Origin of the sequence: Shewanella sp. BC20 (genome assembly GCF_003129585.1) — a bacterium.
Lineage (GTDB): Bacteria > Pseudomonadota > Gammaproteobacteria > Enterobacterales > Shewanellaceae > Shewanella > Shewanella seohaensis.
Window position 1 is genome coordinate 518,973 of record NZ_NHRI01000001.1, and the last position, 24,843, is coordinate 543,815.

Here is a 24,843-nt window from a genome sequence, read left to right on the forward strand (position 1 = left end):
TTATTTTAAAATACAGCCAGATATAACCTTTATTAATTAACGACTAAGCTGCGGCCTTTACGTTTCCCATCGGCCGCGATGGCGCGGATCTCAACGGGGCCCGTTACCGTCTGCCCAGCTTGATAGGATTGCCATTGCCCACTCGCTTGTCGCCATTCAATCTTGAGTCCTGGGTAGGCCACGTTGGCAAACAGTTTACCGTCACGGATCTCGGCGCCGACGGTCGGCACTCGGTAATCGATACCCGCTTTATCGAGCTTGATAAACTCCTTATGTCCTAAGGTGTTAGCCATTTGCTGCCAAGATTGCGCCTGAGCCTCACGCATCGCAGCGGTGAAATGTCCCGTAGTTTGATTATACAAAGCGCCTTGATATTGATATGGCACTTCCCACGCGGCTTGATGCCAAGCACGCTCCGCCAGCATCAGTAAACGCGGGAAAATCATATATTCCACGGTGTTATCGCTGCGGATGGTTTCACTCCAGAGCTGGCCCTGTAATCCGGCAAAGGCTTTACCTTGTTCCCTTGGGCCGGATTGTTTGCCCTTCTCATCGGTTCTGGCCCTATCGTCGGCCTCAAAAGGCAGATTTTGAATGTCGGTCCACTGCTCCGCGTTTGCCACTAAGTTGTCCGGCATAAAGCTAAACACTTTGTGTGCGTTGGTTGCGCGGCTTGCCCAGTAGTAGCCATGCTCCTTAGGATCTGCTTCATAGGGGAAATCAAAGTACAGCACCTCAGGATTTGAGAGCACCACATCCCAGCCGTTGTTGACTTGTTGATTGGCATGCTCGTAACCCTTATAGGCAATCACATCCCAAATGTTGGATTGGACTTTTGCAGGCATGTTGCTTGGGCGCACATGGCTCATACCATCGCTCCAACCCGCCGCTTCTATCCCTTTACTCGCGAGCTGATTCGAAATGCGCTCGATAAAGTACGCCCCTAAATCGTCGATGGATTTCACGCCTTTATCGTTATTGGCCACAAAGTCCAAACAGGCTGGCGATTGCTTCCACGCCCCTGCCGTTTCGTCGGCACCGATATGGTAGCGGGTTAATGGCTGACCCGCTGCTTGGTGTAACTTGGCAATTTCATCAATGACCTTATTGACAAATTGATAGGTCGACTCCATACAAACGTTCAGGGTGTTATCGTTGTAATACTGCACCGAAGAATAAACCGTTTTGTCGTTTGCATCGGATAACAAATATTGCTCGGCTGCCGTGGTTTTCCCTTCAGCTTGCAATTGACGAGCGCCCGCATCTAAAGCTTTTACCGCTGTGTTAACTTGGTTTGCCGCTTCCTGCACAGGGACAACCTGTACTTTGCCCGTGTTTTGAAGCTCTACGTTTTCCGCCAGTAATCGACGGTAACGCGCCTCCATGGCTTTAATCGCTGCGCGGCTATGGCCTGGCATATCCATCGAAGGGATCACTTGAATCTGGCGCGCATCGGCATATTTGACTATGTCGATATAGTCTTGTTTGCTATAGAAACCGTTAACGGGCACATCCGCAAAAGGCCCGCTGCCAAGCTGGGGTAACAGACAGGTATTTTCCTCAAGATCGTGGCAACGCTTACTGCCGATGTCAGTCAGTTCAGGCAGGCCATCGATCTCTAAGCGCCAACCTTCATCGTCGGCCATATGTAAATGCAATTTGTTGAGCTTGTACGCCGCCATTTGATCCAGCAGCTCAAAGATCGACGCCTTGCTATGGAAGTTACGGGCTACATCGATGTGCATGCCACGGAAGGGATACCTTGGGCTGTCCTCAATCGTCATGGTATTTACGCGCAGATCCTGCACCTCAATCAAACTAGCAAGTGACGATAACGCATAGGAAAACCCTGCAGCATCGGCAGCGGCAATCTCAATCGCATCCGCCTTGATATCCAGCAGATAACTGCCCTCGGCGCCTTGGCGCCAGTTCAGCTTTACCGCCAAACCTTGTTCAGACTCGTTAACACCTAAGCGTACTAAACGGGAAAGTGCCGCCGCCAATTGTTCAGGATCCAAAGCCTGTTGCGCGGCAGATGCGTTGGCGACCGAGCCGAAATCCAGTTTAATACCAGAAGTCAGTGACACGGCTTTATCTTGGCTGTGGATAGCGACTTTTTGCGGTGTAGGGATAATGGTGTTGACCGCTAAGCTGGCATCTTCACTAACCTGTTGATTCTTGCTGAATAGCTGCGCAGGAGTGGCAGGCGCTAATTTATCCGCATCGGTACGGCGATACTGCTTCACCATATCGGTGTACGCCTCAACATAGGGGCGCACTTCCATCCCCGTTTCAGGATCTTGCTTTACTTTCGTACTGGCGATCACTACTGGCGATAAATCTCCAGCAACAATGTAATAGTTTGGCATGGCATCGGTTTCTGATAGCTGCCATAGCTCACCGCGGAACCTTAGGGTCTTTTTCTCGCCCTTGCTAAAACCGCTAAATACCTCGGTGGGCTCGATGCGATAGAGATCGCCCTTGATATGCGTAATACTAAACTCTTTGCTTTCAACAGATTGAACCGGGCGCATCTGGCTAAAATAAATTGCCCAATCTCGGCTCTTAAGCTCAACCTCTGGGACAAAATCGATTTCAGCAACAAAACAACGACCTTCGGCGGCGGCTTTGTCACAGTTATCGTCGGGCCTGTTGGTGAGCACGCGATAACTCACGCCAAAGGTATCCCCAAACTGCTGCAATTGCGCTTGGGTTAATTGACTGGGCTTAGCTTGCTCAACGGAGCTTGAGCTAGGCACAACCTCAGTTTTAGGCGCGTCGCTACAGGCCGTTAAACCCAGAGCCAATAAAATCGCGGTGGCGGCAATCGTTTTATTCATGATATTCCTTTTCTAGCTTCAGAAATGGCTACAATCTGAAGGAAGTTACTAACGTCCGCAGTCTTTCCCCTTGGTGAAACAGTCGCTCACTCGATTGTGCTAAGTGCTCACTATCGAGGGAGGCTGAACCTGAGACATTGGCAAGATCATTTAATGTACGAGAAATCGCTTCGGTGACGCAGGTTTGCTCCTGCGCCGCATGGGAAACTTCGATATTCATATTACTGATATTGGAAACTAAATCAGTTACTTTAGACAGCACTAGCTTAATTTCTTCCGAACGGTTGACCCCTTGATTGGAGAGGGTCTGGCTCGATTGCATCACATTCACTGTTTCGGCAACTCGGCTCTGCACCTGTTGGATCATTTTTTGGATTTCTCCCGTAGCCTGTTGGGTGCGGCTCGCTAAAGAGCGCACTTCATCGGCAACAACGGCAAAACCACGCCCTTGCTCACCCGCTCTAGCGGCTTCAATGGCGGCATTTAGGGCAAGTAAATTAGTCTGTTCGGCAATGCTGCTGATCACCACCACAACTTCATCGATGCGTTGGGTTTCCTGTTGTAGCTGCGATACCGATTGGGCAGAACGCGCTAATTCACGCGCCAATTGACGGGTAATGGCTAAACCCGAGTCAAACTGACGCTGACCATCGTCGACCGCTCTATCGGCTTGGGTTGCCGCATCGGCGGTACGTTTAGCATTGATGGCCACTTCGTTGGCACTGGCACTCAACTGAGTCACGGCCGTGACCGCGGCTTCGGTTTCTTTAAGCTGAGCCTGCACCCTTTGATTGTTACTTTGCGACAGCGTACCCAGCGCCTTAGCATCGCCCAATAGCAGGCCCGAGGTTTCATGCACTCTGGTAATAGTGCCATGAATTTGCTCGACGAAACCGTTGAAAGCATTGGCAAGTTTGCCTATTTCATCTTCGCTCTCCACGGGTAATCTGTGGCTTAAATCGCCATCACCATTGGCGATTTCTTCTAACGCGGCGACAACCTTATCCAAAGGACTAATCACTAAGCGTTTGAGAATGATGAAAATCACTAACAGACTACCCGCTAAAATCAGCAGCGCCTGTAAAAAGTATCCCAGCAGTAAGTCGGATAATTGCGCCTTAACCGGCAAAGTAGAGAAGGCAATGGTTAAACGCCCTGTCGGATTACCTTGATCGCTGAACTGCAACTCTCTTGTTTGTAGGTCGCTTGTGGCAACGGCCTCGGCTTGTTTGTCTTCGGCGAGCAACTTACCCCGATGGTCCACAACGGTGATTTGATAGATTTGCTCAGACTTTAACATGACAGACAACACCGCACGGATCTGCTCGTAGTCGTAGGTAAAAATCGGCTGCGCCATGGTGACCTGAAGATTAGCAACGGTATTGTCTTCAAAGGCCATTTCGTTGCTGGTCAAGCTATCGCTCGCCAACCAATAGGACACCCCAAACAGTACGCTGACTATCATAAATATCGCAGCTGCTAACCCAATTTGTACTTTTAAGGCTAATGTTTTCATTATTTTGCACCTTGCATACTAAATAGATCTAACCACAACTCTTGGCGTTCAATGGGGGTTAAGGGACTTAAATCGGGCGTATCGAGACGAATAATGACGCGCTGCTCAAACTGGGCATCACGGTAGAGCTTGTCTATCTTAAGCTCACGATTAAACATCTCATCGAAGCTGCCGTCGCTTATCATATTTTCGAGTCCGGCTAAGATTGCTGCCGCTAACTCGGGACGTTTGGGGGAGACAAAAAAATATGCCGGCGAGCGATATTGCAGCAGGATATGAGTATCGATTTTCAGCGCAGGATCGGGGTGGCTTGCGAGTTCATCGCCAATTTCCTGTGCGCCGAGGGCAAGGTAATCGAATCGCCCCCCCTCTAACATCGGATACAGATTGGTGTATTGATAGCTAGTCACGACAGGCAAACCATTGGCTTCTAGGATGCTGGCATCGGGCCAATAGCGGTTTTGCCCTGCTTTTAATCGCTTAAAATCCGCCAGCGTTTTTACATTGGCAAATCTAGCCTCATCCGTTTTGCGGATAATTAACAGGCGGTTACCGAGTAATCCCTTAAACAAAGGGATACGAACCGGGAGCACGGTTTCCTCAAGCTCCTTCGAAGTCATGCTCCAAAAAACATCGACAGTACCAGCCAACGCTTCTTCGACCTTACGTTTTTGGTTCATCTGCGTCGACATTTGTTCGACCTGATAGGACTGACCTGAGCGGCGCAGCGCCTCTTTGAGGAGATTAAACTGCCACTGCTGTTGGATTGTGGTCACTATCTTGATGGGAGCAGTATTGTTTGCCGTAGAAGTGCCTGCTGTAGCGGCATTTGTAAGCGTAAACGACGCCGACTCCACGGCGGCTATCGCGGTGAAACTAAAAGCACAAACCATAGCGCTCGCCCAGAGTCCAAGGATGGGCATCAACAAACGCTTAGCAAAAGTAGTTACTACGCTGCCAAGCAGTGTAGCAATATGAATAACCATGAATCGCAGCCTCGTTTTTATGACTGGAATATCCAGCGAGTTTTATTTTTTAATGCCGCTAACTTGTCTGCTTATCCTAAGCAAGGTCGCTCTACCTAAAAAAATGGCTGGGCACTGCTTACAGTACCCAGCCAACGCTAGTTTCTGGGGAGAGACTATCAAAATATTAAAGACAAACGTATCGCCGCCCGACCAGCAATACTTCTGCCAAGTACATGAATAAGGAGACCTCATCCTCTTCATGCAGACCTTACAAAACAACGAATCACACAAGCAGATGACAGCGTTGTCATTGGTTAAATTACACAAGAAAGAACAGGTTTTCTACATTTTTTTGACATTTATCGGTATTTTTTTAGTCAAAACACTTTTAATCATTAAATATCAATAGATTATGTTTTAACTTTTTATTTCCACACCAGTGTGACAACGTTGTCTTTGACTGATAACATGCATGCAACAACTCACCCACTCCACTCAATAACTCAAAATGCTGCCATATGGTCTTATCTTCAAACGTAGACATATTAACCTCGGTCAATATTATCGAACGTTGGCAATCGTCCTTGTGCTATTGAGTGCATGGCTATGTTGGTTAGTCCAATTTCATCAACCCATTGAGTTAATAAAACAATACGGTCAATTTGTGTTTTTGGGGATAACGGGAGCCATCTTTGCAAACGCCACGGGAGCGGGAGGTGGAGTGATCTTTATTCCGGTGTTCTCTAGCTTAAATTTCAGTGAAGTTCAGAGTGTCTCCACGTCATTTATGATCCAATGTTTTGGTATGACGGCAGGGGCGATTTCATGGTCAAGCTACTATCGACGACACCATCACCATGACAAAACCTGGTCAGGCTTTATTCCAAGCATTTTATTAGCGGCGACCTGCTCAGTGCTTGGTCTTTGGAGCAGTAAGTTATGGCAACTGAACTCACCTTCCTCACTGCATACCAGCTTTAGTCTTTTTTCCATCCTATTAGGGATAGCGATCATTATCAGCAGCCAGAGGCGTACTCTTCAAAGCCATCGTCTCAACGCCCTAGACTATTGCTGGCTAGCAGTAATTGGTTATTTGGGCGGGATCATCACCGCCTGGTTATCGGTTGGCGTGGGCGAGCTGCTAGTGATCTATCTGATGTTACGGGGAGTGTGTGCCAAGATGGCCGTTGCCATCGGAGTGGTTGTCTCGGCAATTACCGTCTGGTCGGCAAGTCCGATACATGTGTTTACAAGTAGCAGTCATGCCCTATTCGAACTGGTACTGTTTGCAGGTCCAGGTGCAATTATCGGTGGTTTATTAGCGCGAAAACTGGCGCTAATTCTCCCAGTCAAAACCTTAAAGCTGTTTTTCTCAAGTTGGATTATTTTGACTGGGTTTGTAATGATTTGACCTTCTGACAAACAGAAATTAGAGCTGAAAATGTTATTCAATCCAGCGGAGGAAAACCGACCTCTATCACTAAACAAGTCCGAGGTAAGGTGTTTTTATGGACAGTTGTGCCATGTAAAAAACGAGCATCATGGCAAATTAACCTTCCCGCCTGGGAACTGACTCTATATTGCTGCGCCAAAGGATACTCACTGCATGACTTACCACGCATAAGCTGCCGATTATCATCCTGAATAAAGACTAAATCAGCACTATTTTCAGGCACATCTGTATAATAAATTGCAACTAAATGCGGTATAGACCAATCATCATTCGCATGCCTGTGAGCCACGGCATCACAACCATACTCCATACGATTGGCCCAGGTACGGTGATACTTTAACTTTCTAATATTTCTCGTTTTATCAAATCCAAGCTGTATCGCTGAATCAAAAATGCACATCAATATCCAGCGCCCTAAAGGATTGGACTTAAAATTTAACAAATGAGGAATTGGATGGGTCTGATGCAAGTGAACCGTAGATAAGGCTCGTCCCCCATTAGCATCAGGTACGTTTGCCTCATTTAGCACTTCTGGTAGCGCAAACAAGGCATCAATTGTTTGATAAGTATCGTCTTTACCTTCAAAACTATCATACTGTTCAAAATCATAGACACAGATTGCGTTATCAAATATTGGCACTAACATCATAGCCATCCAGATTAAAATTAAACCTTTGTAGACCGAGCCTGCTCAAAGGCCTGCTTTAAGCCTTCAAGCCAATCTCGATGTTTTAATAGCATTGAAGCCGCTTTAACGACTAGCTGATCATTTCCTTTCATTAATGCATCACAATGCTGAACTTCTTGTGCTGATAAGACTGTAGCAGCCGTGTTGAATTTCATTCCATACAACACATAAAGGAAATTTTTATGATCGAACAACTCAAAACGCCCAAAAAAATCAGATGCATGAGGAGGTCTTAAGGCAAAACGCGCAAGTCGCTGATGTAGCTCCTCTGATATAGTCTCGCTCTTTTTATTATCGAGCCAGAAATCCGAGTCTGTTCTATCTGAAATGCAGTAATGCAATTTAATAAAGTCCACGACTCTTTCCCACACATAGGTCGTGACCTGATTATAGTGAGGCGTGAGCACATCGATATCTTCTAGATGTCGAGGAAAATTACGTGCAAGTAATTCAGCAGAAAAGTCCGATACCAATATCGACGTTGCTTCTAGCGGTTCCACAAAGCCTTGCGCTAACCCTAATGCAACACAATTCTGATGCCAAAATGTTTCTCTGTAGCCAACCTTCATTGGAATTTTACGTGGATTAAATTGAGCTTTATCGATGCTTAGATAGTCGGCGTATAAGCCTAACGCCTCTTCATCACTCATATGGCGACTAGAATACACAAAACCTGTACCGCGCCGAGTCGTGAGCGGAATATCCCAAATCCAGCCCGCTTTATGGGCAGTTGCAGTGGTATAGGGGTTAATCTCCTCATCGGCCCCCAGAGCAACTTGCTGAACAAGTACGGTATCAGTTAGTAACTCATTGGCTTTACTTACAAAAGGCACTTTGAGGGTTTTATCAATTAAGATTGAAGCAAATCCACTACAATCCACATAAAAATCAAATGCGAGTGAAGTATCATCTGCGGTCACTAAATGGGTAATTCGGCCGGATAGACAAACTTCGGCACCTTTGATCGTGGCAAACTGATGCTTTACGTTAAATCTCGACTTGGCGTTGTTAGCGAGAAGACCTGCAAATTTCAAGGCGTTAAAGTGATAGGCATAGGATAGTGCGCCTTCATAATCGCCAGAACCTTTACGTTTAGGCGATAAGCCTAACTCACAAATCCGAGCTTGGATCCCTACATCATCAAACGGCCGGTCAGCAGCATTTGCCAACCAATAATTCGATACATCGACTCCCGCGGGATAGGGGGTATCAAAACTATGATAGTAATGATTTTCTCCATGTTGTTCTGGGTCTAACCAATTAACAAATTTAATCCCTTGCTTAAAAGTTGCATCGCAAGTCAGTAGCATCTCAGCCTCTGAAATACCAAAACGTTTCAACCCTTTGGCAAGATAAGGCACACTCCCCTCCCCCACGCCAATGGTTGGTACGTCTAAAGATTCTATCAGGGTGATCTCAATTTCTGGGTCGTGACATAACTCTGCGCCCAAATGGTTTGCGGCTAACCAACCCGCTGTTCCGCCACCAATAATTGCAATGCGTTTGATTTTCATCGGCTTTGACTCATCTATAAAAAAGCCCAGTCGAGACTGGGCTTTTAGACTAAAACAACATATTAGAATACAAAACTTGCGCCTAACTTGTAGGTAGTTTCGCCTTTAAACGACCATGTTGGGAAATCGTCTTGGAGTGCAGGTTTAACTTCTGTACCTACGCCAGCTGCACCATATTGCACATCGTCTTCAGCTGTTAAGTTAACAATTTCAAGACGTAAAGCAATGGCTTCTGTAACGTTCCAACCTAAAGTCACATCCAGAGTACCAAAGGCATCGTGCATGCGGTTACCGTAGTATTTACCGTATTCACGAACCATATACTCAGAACGCCAGTTATAAGCTGCACGAGCTGAGAAATCATCATTTTCCCAGTAACCCACTAAGTTCGCACTGTGCTTAGAGGACTCAGTGAACATACCGATGTTATCAGTATACACTTCGGCCGGAGCGGTACCATCTGCGTAGGTATAGTTAGCGTTAACACCGAAACCATTGTCGAAAGCGTGGTTTAACTGTAACTCGATACCATCGATCTCACCACCACCCGCGTTTTCATAATTGTTTACAGTCCAATTATCGGCAGGGGTTTCTAAGTCATTGTTCACTACGCCAATCTGTTGATTGTATTGGGTAGTAGCAACAATAAAGTTACTGATATCTTTGATAAAGTATGTAGCAGAAACTAAGTTGCCATCACCATAGTAGTATTCAAGGCTTAAGTCAGCTTGTGAAGACTTCATTGGCTTTAAGCCAGGATTACCATAGGTGATCTCTTCGTTACCACGTCTATCATCTGGATAACCAGTTGATGTTGATAAGAATAAGTTATCGTAGTTAGGACGAGTAATTGCTTGTCCTGCAGACATACGTAAGATCAAGTCTGGTGCAAGGTCGAAAGAGATGTTAAAGCTTGGCAATACATCGCTGTAGCTGTCGCTGATGCTATGGATTTCTTCGCTCCAACCTTGGTTCACACCTAAGATGTCTGCAGGCGAGTTATCGATGATATGACCGCTAGAAGTCACGTCAGTTTGGATATAGCGTAAACCGAAGTTACCACGGAAGCCTTCACCGTCGAATGAGAACATACCGTACATCGAGAAGTTATCTTCTTCGATGAGGCCGTAAGCTGAACGGCTATAAGCAAATTGGTCAACCAAAGATTCTGTCGCGTTAATCATCGCATCAAGATCGGCTTTAGGAATAGTCCAACCGTCATAACCTAACTTCATGGTGCCGCTGTAAAGATCTGAAGTCTTGAACTCATTCTTCTTAGCTGGATCGTATATAGCACGGTATTCACTCTTTTCAAATTCATGTTGAGTGTAACGCACGCCAGTTTCAAACTTATTGATAACGCCAAAATCTAAGTCAAAATCAACATCTAACTGCAGATAAGTTTCTTCGTCAGAGTTAGGTCCTTTGATACCAGTCCAAGTTGAAGTACCAACAGTAGTGTCTAGCTGATCTTGGGTGAATCCCATGTCACGGCCATTGATGTCAATTTGCTTGCCAGTCGCATCAACGGTACCCGCCCATTTCACCTGACCAAACTTGTCACCCCACCAACCATAACCAAAGTTAGCACTCATCTGAGTACCGCCTTCAGCCTTAGTTTTACCTGCTACACCAGAGATAGCAAAACCGTCACCTTTATAATCCGCGTTTAACTCAAAGGTATCAGATGTCATTTCACCTTTACGTGCCCAGTTTTGGAAGAACACGTTAGATGGGTCACTTTCTGGAGTTACGCTCAGAGTACACACACCCGCAGCGTTAAACTGTTTACAGTGAGAGGCTCCTTCACCCCAGTTAGTGTCGGTTTCGATATACATGTTGGCACCAATACTATCAGCACCAAGCTTGAGTGATAGTACGTGAGCACCAAATTCTAAATTGTCTGTTGGACGGAATTGCACTGTTGCATCGAGCGCAGTCCGCTCTTGTTCTTGCAGGAAGCTAGAGGGTTGAACCGAAGAACGGCCGCCCCAATCGAGGTCCGCTTCAGTACCAGTACGCAGATATTCACGGTCAATGTATGACCCAGCAACTAAAACACCGAAGGTTTCATCGTCATTTTTCCAGCTATATAAACCAGATAGCTCAGGTGCAACATCTTCGTTCACTGAACCGTATTCACCTTTAACAGAGGCAAATACAGAGTTCGCATCCATATCTAACGGTTTACGAGTCTTAACAATCACAGTACCACCGATACCACCCTCAACGAGGTTAGCTTGGGTAGACTTATACACTTCCATACCACCAATCAGTTCTGATGGCAGCATAGAGTAGTTGAATGAACGGTCTACGTTCATTTGATCATACCAACCTGTTGACGCAACGTTTTGACCATTCAACGTAGTCAACGTCATTAACGGATCGGTACCACGAATAGAGACAGAGCTACCTTGACCAAATGTGCGGCCAACAGTCACACCAGGAACACGTCCTAAAGCTTGACCTACGTCAGAATCAGGAAATTTACCGATATCTTCAGCCGTTACCGCATCAACAACTGCATTTGAAAATCGTTTTTCGTTGATATTGGCTTTGTTTGAAGCACGAATACCGCGCACTTCAATCTTTTCAATATTTTCAGGTACCGCTGCCGCAGCGGCTGCTTCAGCCTCTGCAGCAACAGCACTGATTGAAACAGCGCTGCCGAGTAGGATAGCAATGTTTGTAGCTAGTACACTTTTCTTAAAGGATGATGGTCGCATCTCGTTTCCCTTCCATAACTTTATTATCGTTTTAGTATTCATAACCATTCCGATGGAATGACAACGCTGTCATGTCTAGTGCAAACATTACACAATAATTAACAGCCTTGCCACAACAAAATAACTCTGGACGAAAAAAAATGTCATAAAGCGAAGTATTGAGAAGAGAAAAACCAATATATTCAAGTAAAAATAATTACTTAGATATTTTGATGTAAAATTACAACTTATAACCGAGTGTTAACAGTTGAAAAATGCCTCAGTTTGTAACAATTCAGCATTGCTATACGCGGTAAATGCTCGCACTATAAGAAGCATAATAAAAAGTAAGCTGACAACGCTGTCGGCTTGTAAATTGCGCCTAAAGGATTTAGGTTCATCAATTAGCTAGCCCTTCGCACATTTGAATAAAGAGTTTGTAGATCAATGAAAGTCACTATCAACGACGTCGCTAAATATGCTGGAGTGTCAATCAAGACAGTTTCCCGCGTAACCAATAACGAACCTTCGGTAAAACAAGCCACGGTTGATAAAGTGAACGAGGCCATCAAAGCATTAAACTACCAGCCCAATCTCGCGGCCAGAAACCTTGCTGGCACAAAATCCTATGCCATTGGTTTTATTTATGATAATCCCAACGCTTATTACATTATTGATATGCAAAACGGGATTTTGTCGGCCTGTAAAGATAAAGGCTATGAACTGGTTATTCATCCTTGTAATGCCAAATCTGACACCATTTGTGATGAACTGACTCAACTCGTGAAACATTCGCGACTGGCAGGTTTAGTGTTAACACCGCCTCTTTCTGAAGATCCTAAAGTACTTAAAGCCTTAAGTGATATTGAGGCCAACTATGTGCGAATTATTGCCGGCGAAGGTAATAAAGAGCAGGATGGACTGACGATTTTAGTCAATGACAAATTTGGTGCGGTTGAGATTACTCAGCATTTGATCGACTTAGGCCATAAAGAAATTGCCTTTTTAAGTGGCGATCTACACCACGAGTCTACCAAAGAGCGGTTACTTGGTTATAAACAAGCATTAACAAAAAATCGCCTACTTCTGAATGAAGATTACATAATTGAAGGAAAATACTCATTTGAGTCGGGCGTTGAAGGAGCTAATACGCTGATCAAACAGAAAAACCGTCCAACAGCGATTGTTGCCTGTAACGACGAAATTGCAGCAGGGGCACTTTTTGCAGCTCGTTTAGCAGGGCTAGATATCCCTGGCGATCTATCCATTGTCGGCTTCGAAGACAGCCCATTCTCACGCCAAACTTGGCCAAAACTAACAACAGTGCATCAACCTAACGCTGAAATTGCCCAAGTGGCAACAGAGCTGTTAATCGCGAAACGCCGTGAACAAGATGCCAAGTTTGCAAAAACATTTACGCCAGAGCCTGTGATCCGAGACTCTTCAGCCTCTCCCAAACATTAATTTTTAGCTCAGCAAGGCTAAAACAAAACAGAGAGCCAAGGCTCTCTGTTTTGTTTTCAGTTAATGCAATTTCAGCTTTGGCCTTTGCCATTTCAGCAGCTTTTGCGCAATGCGATAAATAATTGCGGAGAACCAGCCATATAGGCTCGCTAAGTGTCTTTGGTATAACGAAATATACATGATCCTTGCGATATGACCTTCCACGAAGAAAGTCCCTGAACGCAAATTCCCCATTAGATTACCGACCGCAGAAAAACGACTTAAAGACACCAGAGAACCATAGTCTTTATACACAAAAGGTTTTTCCGCCTTCCCTTGTAAACGATTCACAATATTCTCATACAAGGTATCCGCCATTTGCGCTGCCGCTTGAGCGCGCGGTGGCACAGGTTGGCCGGACTCCAAAATTAATAGAGCGCAATCCCCAAGCGCATAAATATCTTGATGGCCTTTCACTCGCATACAAGCATCAACTTCCACTTGATTGCGAGGCGTAATGGGTAATTTAGAGAAGTTTTGAAACGCTTTTGGACCTTTCACACCAGCCGCCCACACTTTAAGTCCCGCTTCGATAACGTCACCATCCTGTGTAATAAAGCCATCGCGGGTGACTTCTTTAACCTGCACCCCGATATGCAAACGGATGCCAATTTTATCCAATACCGCTTGAGCTCTTGCACTCACACGTTCGGGTAACTGTGGGAGAATTTTTGGTGATGCTTCAATAAGATGCACATCAAGATGATGCTTAGAGATATTGAGGTAACCATACTCTTTCACCGATTCAATGACATGGTGAAGCTCCGCAGCTAATTCGACACCTGTGGCGCCAGCGCCAACAATACCTATACTGACTTTCTCTTGTGTTTCATTGAGTTGCAGTAATGCATCCAATAATTTTTGATGGAATAAGTTAGCGTTATCTAAACTATCAAGGAAAATACAATGTTTCTCAGCCCCTAGGGTATTAAAGCTATTAGAGACCCCGCCTAAGGCTAGCACTAAGTAATCGTATTCAATTTGACGGGGTTCAAGCAGCAATTCACCCGAGTCACTATAAACCGCAGCAAGTTGGATGGTTTTGGCATCGGGTTCACATTGCTCAATTTCGCCACGAATGTATCGATAACCATTCTTAAGACCATGATCTCTATATAACAATCCCTCTATAGACTGGTCAATAACCCCAACAGCTACTTCGTGTAATTTTGGCTTCCAAATATGGATTGGGCTTTTATCAATTAAGCAAACATCGACGACATCACTACCGCCCATCTTGCGGCCTAATTTAGAGGCTAGCGCTAAACCTGCCGCCCCACCACCTACTATCACGATTCGTTTCGTAGCCAAAATAACAACCTCAACAAGCCTATTTAAGTGGCTAAGTTATACCATGGAACAGATAAGAGATAACTACTTTAGTCTAACTAAAGAGGCTATTTTGCATTAAAGATATTTCAGGAACAGAAAGACTTAGTCCCATCAATCATAAATTTTAAGCAACAAAAAAGGGCCAAATGGCCCTCTCTTTAAACGGATAAATCACACCGCTTCTTCGTTTTCTTCACCGGTACGAATGCGGATAACGCGCTCTACATCGGTTACGAAAATCTTACCATCGCCAATTTTACCGGTACGAGCTGTTTCCACAATAACATCAATCGCTTGGTCGACTAAGTCATCTTGAATCACGAGTTCTATTTTAACTTTAGGTAAAAAGTCGACCATATACTCCGCACCGCGGTAAAGCTCGGTGTGCCCTTTTTGACGGCCAAAACCTTTAACCTCCAGCACTGTCATCCCGGTGATACCTATCTCAGCAAGTGACTCGCGTACATCATCCAATTTAAAAGGCTTAATAATCGCTTCAACTTTTTTCATCAAACATTCCTCGGTACTTGCTGACAGATAATCGAAATAGAATGCCATTAGCTTACACGGGGTTAGGCGATTATTGAAGTATAGGCAGCGCTTTCCTCATAAAACACAGTTTCTATAAAACAATTCTTAGTCCGTAAAAATCTAAAAGGCTCATTGGTACGCTTCTATACTTTAACAGCAGCAGTTTTGCTCCAAAGGCTCGTAGGACGCGAGCGACATTTATAACAAAGGAACTGTTATGAAAACTCTACCACATGGCTTTAGCTTGATTGAACTCATCACTACTGTATCCATTTCTACCATTCTGTTATCGATTGGTGCTCCCTCGTTAAGCGATTTCAACACGAGATTCAGGGCTGATAGTAATATCAAAGTCATCCAGCAAACACTGATGCTCGCACGAAATCATGCCATTTCCTTCAATCGAAAAGTGACTGTCTGCGCCTTAAGCAACAATCAGTGCACATCTAACTGGCAGCTTGGTTTAACAGTATTTATTGATGTTAACAGCAATAGTCAACTCGATGGCAATGAAACGACTATTTTTACCACTAACGCTTTCAATGCCAGTGATACTGTCATCTACAATCGAACCTCAATTCGTTTTCAACCAGATGGTCTTACCTCTGGTACTAATGGAACATTGAAGTATTGTCCATCAAGTCCCACGAGCCCTCATTCGCGAGGGATTGTGGTAAATCAAGCTGGCAGGGCAAGACTATCGACTGATGCCAATATCCGCTGCGGATAAATGGCGAGAATTGATTGAAGGCAATATCAACTAACAACATAAAGGATTAAGACTATCTTTCAGAAACTAAACAGCACAAAGGATACAACTTAGATACTGAAATCCCGCCTATTCTCGCTTATACTTTAGTTTGTATAAGTGAGGGTTGAGTGCATGCTAAATAAATTGCTTGGTTTCACACTAATTGAACTGATGGTTACGATTGCAGTGGCTGCAATATTATTAACTATCGGAGTACCATCTTTAATATCCGTCTATGAAGGTGTGCGTGTTAATAATAATATCGCCAAAATTCATGACATTATGGTTTTTGCCAGAAATCAAGCCGTCAGTTATGGCGCAACAATTAAAGTTTGCGCATCAAATGGAAGTGCATGTGGTACAAATTGGGGAAATGGGATTAAAGTGATCAGCCCTGATAATAAAGATATTCGTGTTATTGACGCATTCAATACAAATGACAGTGTAAAAAGCAATTCGGCGAGTTTTACCTTTAGCTCTGAAGGCATGTTATCAGCAAACAGCGCTGTAGAAATCATCTACTGCCCTGGAGGCTCCGCGACAAACTCCAAGAGTGTAAACATAAGCTCTAGCGGACTAATCTCCTACGGAGCAGATGGTAAAAGCTGCTCATAAACCAGAAGATATGTCCGCACACATAAGCTTATCTCAAGGTTAGCTCATCAATTTTCTTAGTGTTTTCATTAGTGAACTCTTGGCTAAGCTCAACACACTCTACAACCTCTTTAATAAAGAATTTCTTTTTATCTCCACCTACTTTTTGCTTACTAGGAAGACTAGCCATATTCAAATTGGCATCTTTAATCCTCCATCGATAGAACAGTACTTTATCACCATTTGTCGTTGTGACATGGCATTTGTAATCCTGCATAACAACTGTAGGTTCCGCAGCAAACACAAATGTAGGCAAAGCTAATACTAAAGCAATACAATATCTTATCATTTCCAACACTCCGCAGAAGGCCCCTTTACACCAGCAGATGTCATCGTAATAGTCGCACACGTTGAGTCTCGACTAGCCTGCGAACCTTGTGCAGTCGCAGTGATAGTGAATGAACTGGTACCACTTGACGCTAAGCTATAACGCCCATGCTCTGTAACAAAAGGACTAGCGGCTAACCCCAGCTTGGTCATATCAGTCGCATAGGCTCGGTTATCCAAATAATACTGCTCTTGAAGATTCGCAACCTTCATCACCGCTGCAACTCCTTCAGACCGTCCACTCTTAACCACGTAATCAATGTATGATGGATACGCTATCGAAGCCAAAATCCCCACAATAACAACAGCTATCATGACTTCAATTAAAGTGAACCCTTGCAGTCTATTCTTTTTCATTAGTGTTCTTACTCATCAATATGATAATAAATTTTGTTAGTCTTTAAGCCACTACCCAATTCGATCGTTCCCTTGCATTCACCGTTCTCACACTCGCCTTTACCAACACCGATAACATACGCTTTCGGCTCTTCACCCGGTTGTGGCTCAGGGATAACAATTTGGGGGGTATCAGGAATACGTTCACCAACCTCATAGTAAAGTGTACTTGATGTTCGAGTACCTTTATGTAGGTCAAATACGTAGAGTCGTCCCTGTCCTGAAAAACCACATACCCCCGCATCCAAATCAACGGCTTGGTTCGTCGGCGGAACAAATGAAGTGAAATAAACTTTACCATCAAAAATTAGCGAAGAAGATAGGCTTTTCTCTCCCGTGGCAGGGAAATCATAATACCAACCTCTCTTTTGCCCAAAAGCAATATTATCACTCTGCGAACTAGGTGCTGCAGAGGTCACATCATATAGATTAGAAATTGTTAGAGGGGCCGGTATATCGGTGCCAGTGAATTGTTTAGTGACAACATTTCTATCCTGAAATACATAAAACATGTCATTAGTGGCGATGTCCAATGGATGCGTTCGATTACCCGTACCCACTGTGACAGCGTCATAAGGGATACTCTGATAGGATAAGACCCCATTTTCAGAATGAATATTATTAAACTGAGTTTGGGCCACTGTAGGTTCAGCAAAAAACATGCGGTTGTTAGGAGAGCTCGTTGTAGAGATTTTAGCAAATTGGAATACAGACCAATTAGTTTTATTCGTCGAAGGTAAATCCATTCGCCAAATACTTCCCTCGATGTCACTTGCATATATCCGGTCAGATATACCGTCATTATTACTGTCTAACACAGCCACTTTATTTGGGATACTGCTCATTCCCGTAGCGGTAAACTTAGTCACAAATTCACCCGTAAATGCTTTGACAATATAAACAGCAGCCCCAGAACCCTCTGCTGATTCCATCCCGCCACCAAAAATCAACACAGGTTCAGAGATGGATGGGATAAAAGTCACGACAGGTTCTGACCAACTTTGACCTAAGTCTTCAAACTTTTCCGTACCAGAATTGATCATCCACTTATACTGTGGTGAATCTGGATTTGTGATATCTAACGCATAGTAAGATGTACCGCCGCGCCTCATTCCAAGGAAAACCCAAGCCTTATTGACCTTACCAACCGAATCCGTTTCAGTATAAGCAACGGGGGATAAGTCCATCCCATAAACACTGTGAGTACCTGTCGAATCATCCTGTCTTAGTGTTGGAATGTTATGTACTAATTCAGATGGCATAAATGCCCAGGACTCAGTAACAGAACCAACAGCATAGTCACCACTACCTGTGTCTGAATCTTTAAACATATGTACCAATCCCTGATTGGTACCAACTAAGATTCGAACATCAAGATTTTCAGATGTCACATTACCATCAGCATCTGTTGTAGGTTTATTACCGAAGTTAATAGCGAGAGGTTTCGAGTGGAGAGGATCCCCCATAATATCATCTCGAGGGTCGGTATAGGTTTCATCATTATCTTCGTCATCAACATCGACACCATAAATCCAATCTCTATTCTTGGAGACAGTATCAGAAACGGAGCTAGTTGCAGGACTTCCTAGAAGAGAATAAAAACTCGAGTCGCTTATTGTGGTAAGCAAACTCAAACCACTTCCATCATTTATGTATATTTTTCTATTTTTCAATTGGGACTTTAAGGTCGGTAACACCCCACCCGATTTAACCTTATTACCATCTATGTTACCCGCTGGACAGGTATTCCAATAGGTACAAGTATCACTTGAAATATTACCATTAGTATCAATTGCTCCCGTTGTTCCACCTGGACCGACAATCTCACCAGAGGAATTGACCTTCAGCTTTTTCAAATTGCCACTCCAGCGAGGTCCACCACCGGGCAAAAACATAGCAAAGTAAGCTGAGTTGTAGGTCTGAGTTTTATCAAAGTTGTTACTGGCAATGCTCGGAGAGGTGAAAGATGAATCAATGGTCAGAATAGACTTTAATGCGTCGTTCATCGCTTCGACTAAATCAAGGCCCGTTTTAGCAACGTAATAACCTTTAGATACACCATTCACTCTAGGACTTCCGCCCCTAAAAGCCGCTTCTTCCAAGAGCGCTGCTGCTTTGTCCGCACCGTCAGAAAAGCCAATGGTAAACAATCTCACGTTTTGTTTGTTATCAACACCATTCGAATCTTTCGGCCCAACAACAATATCATTGTTGTACATATAAGCCGCTAAAGCTGGCAAATAGCTAAACTCATCTTGATTACGATCATCTTTGAAACTCATCGCGCTGTAGTCACCAGCGACTTTAGCGGTTGAAGTTAATTGCTTAATCGAATCATCCGCGGCATGGTCGAGTGTGGGCGCTCCATCGGTAATATAAATCACATATGCGGTGTCTGGGCATGCTTTAAACTTCGTTGCATAATTCCCTGTCTTTAAAATACTTGGTGGATCATCTGGAACATAATCATCAATTTTATAATATCCTGTGGCATTTTTATCATCATTACCAAAGGTGACTGGGCCGCCACTAAAAAACTGATAAGCCTCATATAATGTTTCACACAGAGGTGTATTGGTTTGAGCAGGCATATCTCTGATTAAAGATATTAAAGACGACTTATTTGCTTCCGTCATTTCGGCCATATCATAAATAATACGTCCGCCGTCAGCATAATTTTCAGTTGGATAGTTCAAGTTATAAACGGCAAGAGCTGCATCAATAGGAATAGCCAATGACTCTAATGCTGACTTAAGTGCATTTTTCGCGACATCTAAACGAGTACCAGTACCACCACTATTCTGCCCTTCTGTTGTCGTTGTAGCCCACTTGTACCATACAAGGTAATGTGCAGAGTAAAGTGTCACCGGCGTTTCGGTTCCAAACTTTGTATTATTTAAGCTATATAAACGATCTGTCTCAGAGCTTCCCGATGTATACATTTTATTAGTATCAACAGGATAACCATTTGCAAACGTTGGGTTTTTATTAGTTGAACCTGGATTTTTAGGGTCTTTATTGAGAATATCTTCGTAGCAGTCAACAATATCATTTTGATTGAACCCGTTATTATTTGCTAAAGACTCCCACTTATTTTTGTTAAACTCTCGCAAGTATCCAGTGTAACGTCCCTTATCCACTAACGCTTTGGCAGCAGTATTACAGTTATTATTTCCCAAATAAAAACGACGACCGTCATTTGGATCATCTGGTGTCGGCATATTGCTGGTATTATCGATACCGCCAGCATTCCAATAGGTACCTTTCTGATTGATATATCCAGAATAACTGTTCATGTATGTCTCAAATCCTGCAGGATAGGTACAAGTACCTGCTGCATGACCAGCTTGGGAACAATATGAGCTGACAGCATTCTGATCTTCCGTTGACATACTCCCTGAGTTATCAAAGATAAATAACACCTGTGGGCGCTTGCCAGTCCTTACCGTTGAGTCAACAAGATAAAGCTCTGTATCATCTGCATGTATTTGCCCTGCAATAATGACTGTTGCAGCCATAAGAGCACAAAAGAGTTTTTTCAACATAACTTTAGTTTCCTGTTAGCACTTGTTGCTCTACACCTGAAACAACGGTTAATGAGCCAAGATTGTCCCGACCAAAGGTCACTGAACTGCTAATCTCAACCCTTCTACAGCTAACCAAATTTGCCCCTGTCGCATTTGTGGTTCTTTGGCATCCCACATCACGCACGCCCGTTTCAGGCAAGGGCTTCAATGTCTGGCTGCTATTAAATACTGTTGTATCCGCCTCTGCGTTAAGGTTTGCCAATTGTTCGCCCGAATAATCTGAAATTACCTGCTCTAAACCACCATCAGCAATCGCTTTAGCTTCTATTCTTTCTGCACCAGCCCCAGACATTCGTAGCGATTGTGTGGAGTTAACCGCCAACGCAACACCGATAACTGTCATGAGGACCAAGACAATTAATGCAAAAAACAACACTATCCCTTTCTGCTTTCTCATCACTCATGGCCTCAATTAACTGCGTATAAGCACTGGATTTTCCAATACTATGGTTGTCGACAATACCTTACGACGATAATGGTCGTTAGCAGGAATAGTGATGGTTTTGTCTCCCAAAAGGTACTCCGTCTCGTTGGTATAGCTCTTGTCTTCGTTAATCGATCTCACCAGTACAAACGCTTTTATCGCGACCAATCGCTGAAAGCCTTCGTTATCCCACATCAATGATGTGACATCTTCAGCAGGCATAAAGCTATCAGGAGTGCTATCCCCATCATTATCAAAACCATATAAGAATCGAATATTCTCAATGCCTTCAACTAACTGCTCATCGTTACTCATGCCTGTACTGGTTAAGGTTTTACGCCTTAGGATAGGTATTTGATTAGCGTCGTTTGCAATAAAATAGACATGGTGTTGATATTCCCATATTCTCGGATTTTCAAGTGCAGTGGTAGGAGTTGCACCAACAAAAAATACCGCCTGAGAGGAGTTCGCAGCCACATACACAGAGCTTGAGTTCCCAGTTGCGACATTAGGCCCAATAAAGCGTTTTAGCTGTAAAACATCTGTATCCGCATTAACGTCACTGTTCCCCAAACAACTAAGATGTGTACTTGTTGCAGTATTCTCATACCCCCACAATCGCCTAAAATGAGCCGGCTGATTATTAGGCAGCGTCGCGTTATTCAGCCCATCGCCGACACAATCAGCGGTTATGGTCGTGACCTCGATATTGGTATTTGTCCCGACGATAAAATCAGTCCCCGTTAAATCCCCCATAAAACCTAACTGGCTAATATCTCTTTCCATAATGGCCAAGGCTATACGACCATTCTCTTGTAACTGATTAAACTGACTTGTCGTCGTCACGTTTGATGACGACATACTAAACATGGTAAATACACCGGCAGTCAAAAAAAGCCCTATGACCATAGCGACCATCAACTCAACGAGTGACATTCCCAGTTCCGCGGATTTACTTAACTTCATACGAAATGATTTTTTCATCTAAATAATCACTGTCTTAAGTGAAAAAATGCGCCTATTTTCAGTGTCAGCACCACAAGTGTCTGCTGCATCCGCAACGGCTGAAGTATCAATATTGGTCTCACGTATGCCTCGCCAAGTAATCACAACGAGCACATCACGATTATTCACTTCAATACAAGCCGTAGGAGAATCCAATCCCCCAACGTTTTGAGTGCCAACAGTCTCAGACTCTCCGGTTAACGAAGATTGCCATTCAAAAATATCCCACAACTTCAATTCTGTTGGATTGCAAAGTGTTGTGTTTTCACACACCTTTGCGACAGAACTTGGGGCGCCAGTGTATTCTCCGGCATAGCTAGCAAGCTGCGTTCGATTTAGCTTCATGCGGTTGATAATATCATTGGCGTAATAGGAGGCTTGTGTTTGCTGAAAGGATTCAAAGCTGCCGCGCTTAGCCACAATGTGTAAATTAAAAATACCGATCAAGCCAATCACTAGAATCACCAATGCGACAAGTACTTCAATTAAAGAGAAGCCCCGTTGAATTCTGTTATGCGTCAATCGTTCGAATTTAGTCATATTTTTGACAAGCTTTTCAGCCATTTACCCTTTTAAATCTTAATCTTACGATAAAAACATTACTAGCAGTTAATAATAGATGAGTAAAATGTAAGTAGCCAGTAACAATAGCATATAAGCGTTAATTCCATTATGCCTTGTTTGTATTTGGTGAATTTTGATAATAAAAAAGAGGCCATTGGCCTCTTTCAATTTACTACAATTTTCTACATCAATTAACGTAGTTCAGCGGGTACGGCAAAGACGGTATCTTCTTTACGCCCTTCAACTTCGGTGACGACACTCGGTGCTAATTTCGCAATCGCTTGAACCACTTGCTGAACCAGTACTTCTGGTGCAGATGCGCCAGCGGTCACCGCAACTTTAGTCACATTTTCAAACCAAGATGAATCGATATCATCCGCGGTATCAACCAGATAAGATTGAGTCCCCGTCTTTAATGCCAATTCACGCAAGCGGTTAGAGTTAGAGCTGTTTTTCGAACCAACCACAATTAACAGATCCACATCGGCCGATAAGTTACGCACTGCATCCTGACGGTTTTGCGTCGCGTAACAAATATCATCCTTACGCGGACCTTCAATCGAAGGAAAACGCTTTTGCAATGCCGTGATAATATCGAGGGTATCGTCTACCGAGAGGGTCGTTTGAGTCACGAAGCAGAGGTTATTTGGATCGCGAACTTCTAAAGTTTCGACATCCGCAGGAGATTCAATCAGATAAACACCACCATTAGGGTTATCGTATTGTCCCATGGTACCTTCCACCTCTGGATGTCCCTCATGACCAATCAAAATACATTCAATTCCCTTGCGGCTCGCACGGGTGACCTGTAAATGCACTTTGGTAACTAACGGACAAGTCGCATCGAAAACTCTCAATCCACGCGCCTTAGCTTCGGCACGAACCGCCTGAGAAACTCCATGAGCACTGAAGATAACAATATTGTTATCCGGTACTTGGTCTAACTCTTCAACAAAAACGGCACCGCGGTCCTTCAGATTTTGCACTACATAGCGGTTATGCACCACTTCATGGCGAACATAAATCGGCGGCGAAAATAACTCGAGTGCGCGCTCGACAATACTAATGGCGCGATCCACACCAGCACAAAAGCCGCGAGGATTGGCCAGCATAATATTTAAACTTGGGCTGGTAGGATCTAATTTCATCTTACAGTACCTTCACCACGTCGAGTTCAAATGTCACTTTGCGTCCCGCCAGAGGGTGATTGAGATCGACCGTAATCGAATCGCCCGCAACCTCACGCACAATTCCGGGGATCTCACTGCCACCAGGGCCTGCAAAACTGACGATAACGCCAACTTCAAGCTCCATATCGGCTGGGAAGCGGGTTCTATCCATATAATGAATCGCATCGGGATTTGACTCACCAAAGGCATCGACCGCTTCAAGCGTAAAGCTGTGTTTATCGCCTTCATTCAAGGAAACAAGTTGCGCTTCAAATGCAGGGCTTAAAGTACCATCACCGATGTTAAGGCGTGCTGGCTTACCCGAGGCTTTAGTGCTATCGGCGGTCGAACCATCTTCAAGCACAATATTCATATGGCACAATAACGAACGTGTCACAGTCACTACTTCACCTCTTCGGTTTTATCTTGTTCGGATTTGCTGTTAAAAAACGAATCCCAAATGATCAGCACTGCGCCGATAAAAATCGCGGAATCGGCGATATTAAAGGCGGGATAATGGCTCTTACCCCAATAAAAATCGATAAAATCCACCACAAAACCGTGCATCAATCGATCGATTAAGTTACCTAGGGCGCCACCGATCACTAAGGTGTAAGCCAAGTTTAACTTCCAGAGGGATGCCGATTGCTTGCGCAGCCACACAGTCAACAAGGTACTGAAACCAACAGCCACTAAGGTAAATAACCAACGTTGCCAACCGCCCGCTTCACTTAAAAAGCTAAATGCGGCGCCATAGTTACGTACATAGGTGAAATTAAAAAAAGGTAATAACTTCACCGATTCGAACAAATCAAAATTGGCTAAGACCCATTGTTTGGATAGTTGATCGGCTAAAAACACCAACACAACTACCCAATACCAACGTAAGCCACTGTCTTTCCAAGTTAATGGCATA

General features: G+C 44.1%; 21 protein-coding genes. 4 read left to right on the forward strand and 17 right to left on the reverse strand.

The annotated features are described in order from the left end of the window. Positions 1-32: 32 nt before the first annotated feature. The 3 genes from CBX96_RS02205 to CBX96_RS02215 are packed head-to-tail and all read right to left on the reverse strand — an operon-like array spanning position 33 to position 5,342. Positions 33-2,840, reverse strand: coding sequence for a family 20 glycosylhydrolase (locus CBX96_RS02205; protein WP_109285542.1), 2,808 nt, complete (start codon positions 2,838-2,840; stop codon positions 33-35). Positions 2,841-2,868: 28 nt separating this feature from the next. Next, positions 2,869-4,356 (reverse strand): methyl-accepting chemotaxis protein, encoded by a 1,488-nt coding sequence (locus CBX96_RS02210; RefSeq protein WP_109285543.1) that lies wholly within the window; start codon positions 4,354-4,356, stop codon positions 2,869-2,871. Further along, on the reverse strand, positions 4,356-5,342 hold the full coding sequence (locus tag CBX96_RS02215) for an ABC transporter substrate-binding protein (protein WP_109285544.1): 987 nt from the start codon (positions 5,340-5,342) through the stop codon (positions 4,356-4,358). Before CBX96_RS02215 ends, CBX96_RS02210 begins: the two co-directional genes overlap by 1 nt. A gap of 490 nt (positions 5,343-5,832) precedes the next feature. Here CBX96_RS02215 and CBX96_RS02225 point away from each other — a divergent pair, with 490 nt between their 5' ends. After that, on the forward strand, positions 5,833-6,735 hold the full coding sequence (locus CBX96_RS02225; protein WP_109285545.1) for a sulfite exporter TauE/SafE family protein: 903 nt from the start codon (positions 5,833-5,835) through the stop codon (positions 6,733-6,735). 37 nt (positions 6,736-6,772) lie between these two features. On the opposite strand, the gene CBX96_RS02230 is transcribed toward CBX96_RS02225, so the two are convergent. The 3 genes from CBX96_RS02230 to CBX96_RS02240 form a co-directional block, all read right to left on the reverse strand. Then, complete coding sequence (locus CBX96_RS02230) at positions 6,773-7,426, reverse strand: putative 2OG-Fe(II) oxygenase (RefSeq protein WP_258293925.1); 654 nt, start codon at positions 7,424-7,426, stop codon at positions 6,773-6,775. A 17-nt stretch (positions 7,427-7,443) separates the two neighbouring features. Then, the gene (locus CBX96_RS02235) at positions 7,444-8,979 is read right to left on the reverse strand and encodes a tryptophan halogenase family protein (RefSeq protein ID WP_109285547.1); all 1,536 of its coding nucleotides are present in this window, start codon (positions 8,977-8,979) and stop codon (positions 7,444-7,446) included. A 62-nt stretch (positions 8,980-9,041) separates the two neighbouring features. Next, positions 9,042-11,705: a TonB-dependent receptor gene (locus CBX96_RS02240; RefSeq protein WP_089067214.1), complete on the reverse strand. Its 2,664-nt coding sequence runs from the start codon at positions 11,703-11,705 to the stop codon at positions 9,042-9,044. Between the two features lie 426 nt (positions 11,706-12,131). Here CBX96_RS02240 and CBX96_RS02245 point away from each other — a divergent pair, with 426 nt between their 5' ends. Next, positions 12,132-13,148 carry a LacI family DNA-binding transcriptional regulator gene (locus CBX96_RS02245; RefSeq protein WP_011623692.1) on the forward strand — a complete coding sequence of 339 codons (1,017 nt, stop codon included), beginning with the start codon at positions 12,132-12,134 and terminating at the stop codon, positions 13,146-13,148. Positions 13,149-13,208: 60 nt separating this feature from the next. On the opposite strand, the gene CBX96_RS02250 is transcribed toward CBX96_RS02245, so the two are convergent. Together CBX96_RS02250 and glnB are read right to left on the reverse strand one after the other, a co-directional pair. Beyond that, entirely contained in the window at positions 13,209-14,498 is a 1,290-nt protein-coding gene (locus tag CBX96_RS02250; protein ID WP_011717954.1) for an NAD(P)/FAD-dependent oxidoreductase, read from the reverse strand. A gap of 192 nt (positions 14,499-14,690) precedes the next feature. After that, positions 14,691-15,029 carry a nitrogen regulatory protein P-II gene (glnB, locus tag CBX96_RS02255; protein ID WP_011073353.1) on the reverse strand — a complete coding sequence of 113 codons (339 nt, stop codon included), beginning with the start codon at positions 15,027-15,029 and terminating at the stop codon, positions 14,691-14,693. A 238-nt stretch (positions 15,030-15,267) separates the two neighbouring features. Between glnB and CBX96_RS02260 the strand changes: the two genes are divergently transcribed. Together CBX96_RS02260 and CBX96_RS02265 are read left to right on the forward strand one after the other, a co-directional pair. Continuing rightward, positions 15,268-15,780, forward strand: a complete 513-nt coding sequence (locus CBX96_RS02260; RefSeq protein WP_109285548.1) for a GspH/FimT family pseudopilin — start codon at positions 15,268-15,270, stop codon at positions 15,778-15,780. A 153-nt stretch (positions 15,781-15,933) separates the two neighbouring features. Next, positions 15,934-16,416: a GspH/FimT family pseudopilin gene (locus CBX96_RS02265; RefSeq protein WP_109285549.1), complete on the forward strand. Its 483-nt coding sequence runs from the start codon at positions 15,934-15,936 to the stop codon at positions 16,414-16,416. A 28-nt stretch (positions 16,417-16,444) separates the two neighbouring features. Here CBX96_RS02265 and CBX96_RS02270 read toward each other — a convergent pair whose 3' ends face one another. The 9 genes from CBX96_RS02270 to lspA all read right to left on the reverse strand — a co-directional run bounded on the left by CBX96_RS02270 (position 16,445) and on the right by lspA (position 24,842). Continuing rightward, positions 16,445-16,744, reverse strand: a complete 300-nt coding sequence (locus CBX96_RS02270; protein WP_109285550.1) for a TapY2 family type IVa secretion system protein — start codon at positions 16,742-16,744, stop codon at positions 16,445-16,447. Further along, positions 16,741-17,139: a type IV pilin protein gene (locus CBX96_RS02275; RefSeq protein WP_011717958.1), complete on the reverse strand. Its 399-nt coding sequence runs from the start codon at positions 17,137-17,139 to the stop codon at positions 16,741-16,743. The genes CBX96_RS02270 and CBX96_RS02275 overlap by 4 nt, the downstream gene beginning before the upstream one ends. 8 nt (positions 17,140-17,147) lie before the next feature. Further along, positions 17,148-20,723: a pilus assembly protein gene (locus CBX96_RS02280; protein WP_109285551.1), complete on the reverse strand. Its 3,576-nt coding sequence runs from the start codon at positions 20,721-20,723 to the stop codon at positions 17,148-17,150. 4 nt (positions 20,724-20,727) lie between these two features. Continuing rightward, on the reverse strand, positions 20,728-21,162 hold the full coding sequence (locus tag CBX96_RS02285) for a PilX N-terminal domain-containing pilus assembly protein (RefSeq protein WP_089067208.1): 435 nt from the start codon (positions 21,160-21,162) through the stop codon (positions 20,728-20,730). 15 nt (positions 21,163-21,177) lie between these two features. Then, complete coding sequence (locus tag CBX96_RS02290) at positions 21,178-22,155, reverse strand: PilW family protein (RefSeq protein WP_181382128.1); 978 nt, start codon at positions 22,153-22,155, stop codon at positions 21,178-21,180. An 18-nt stretch (positions 22,156-22,173) separates the two neighbouring features. Beyond that, the gene (pilV, locus tag CBX96_RS02295; protein WP_167373569.1) at positions 22,174-22,758 is read right to left on the reverse strand and encodes a type IV pilus modification protein PilV; all 585 of its coding nucleotides are present in this window, start codon (positions 22,756-22,758) and stop codon (positions 22,174-22,176) included. Positions 22,759-22,949: 191 nt separating this feature from the next. After that, positions 22,950-23,906: a 4-hydroxy-3-methylbut-2-enyl diphosphate reductase gene (ispH, locus tag CBX96_RS02300; RefSeq protein ID WP_011623702.1), complete on the reverse strand. Its 957-nt coding sequence runs from the start codon at positions 23,904-23,906 to the stop codon at positions 22,950-22,952. A gap of 1 nt (position 23,907) precedes the next feature. Beyond that, positions 23,908-24,330, reverse strand: a complete 423-nt coding sequence (gene fkpB, locus CBX96_RS02305; RefSeq protein ID WP_011626961.1) for an FKBP-type peptidyl-prolyl cis-trans isomerase — start codon at positions 24,328-24,330, stop codon at positions 23,908-23,910. Continuing rightward, positions 24,330-24,842 (reverse strand): signal peptidase II, encoded by a 513-nt coding sequence (gene lspA / locus CBX96_RS02310; RefSeq protein WP_011623704.1) that lies wholly within the window; start codon positions 24,840-24,842, stop codon positions 24,330-24,332. Before lspA ends, fkpB begins: the two co-directional genes overlap by 1 nt. Position 24,843: the final 1 nt, after the last annotated feature.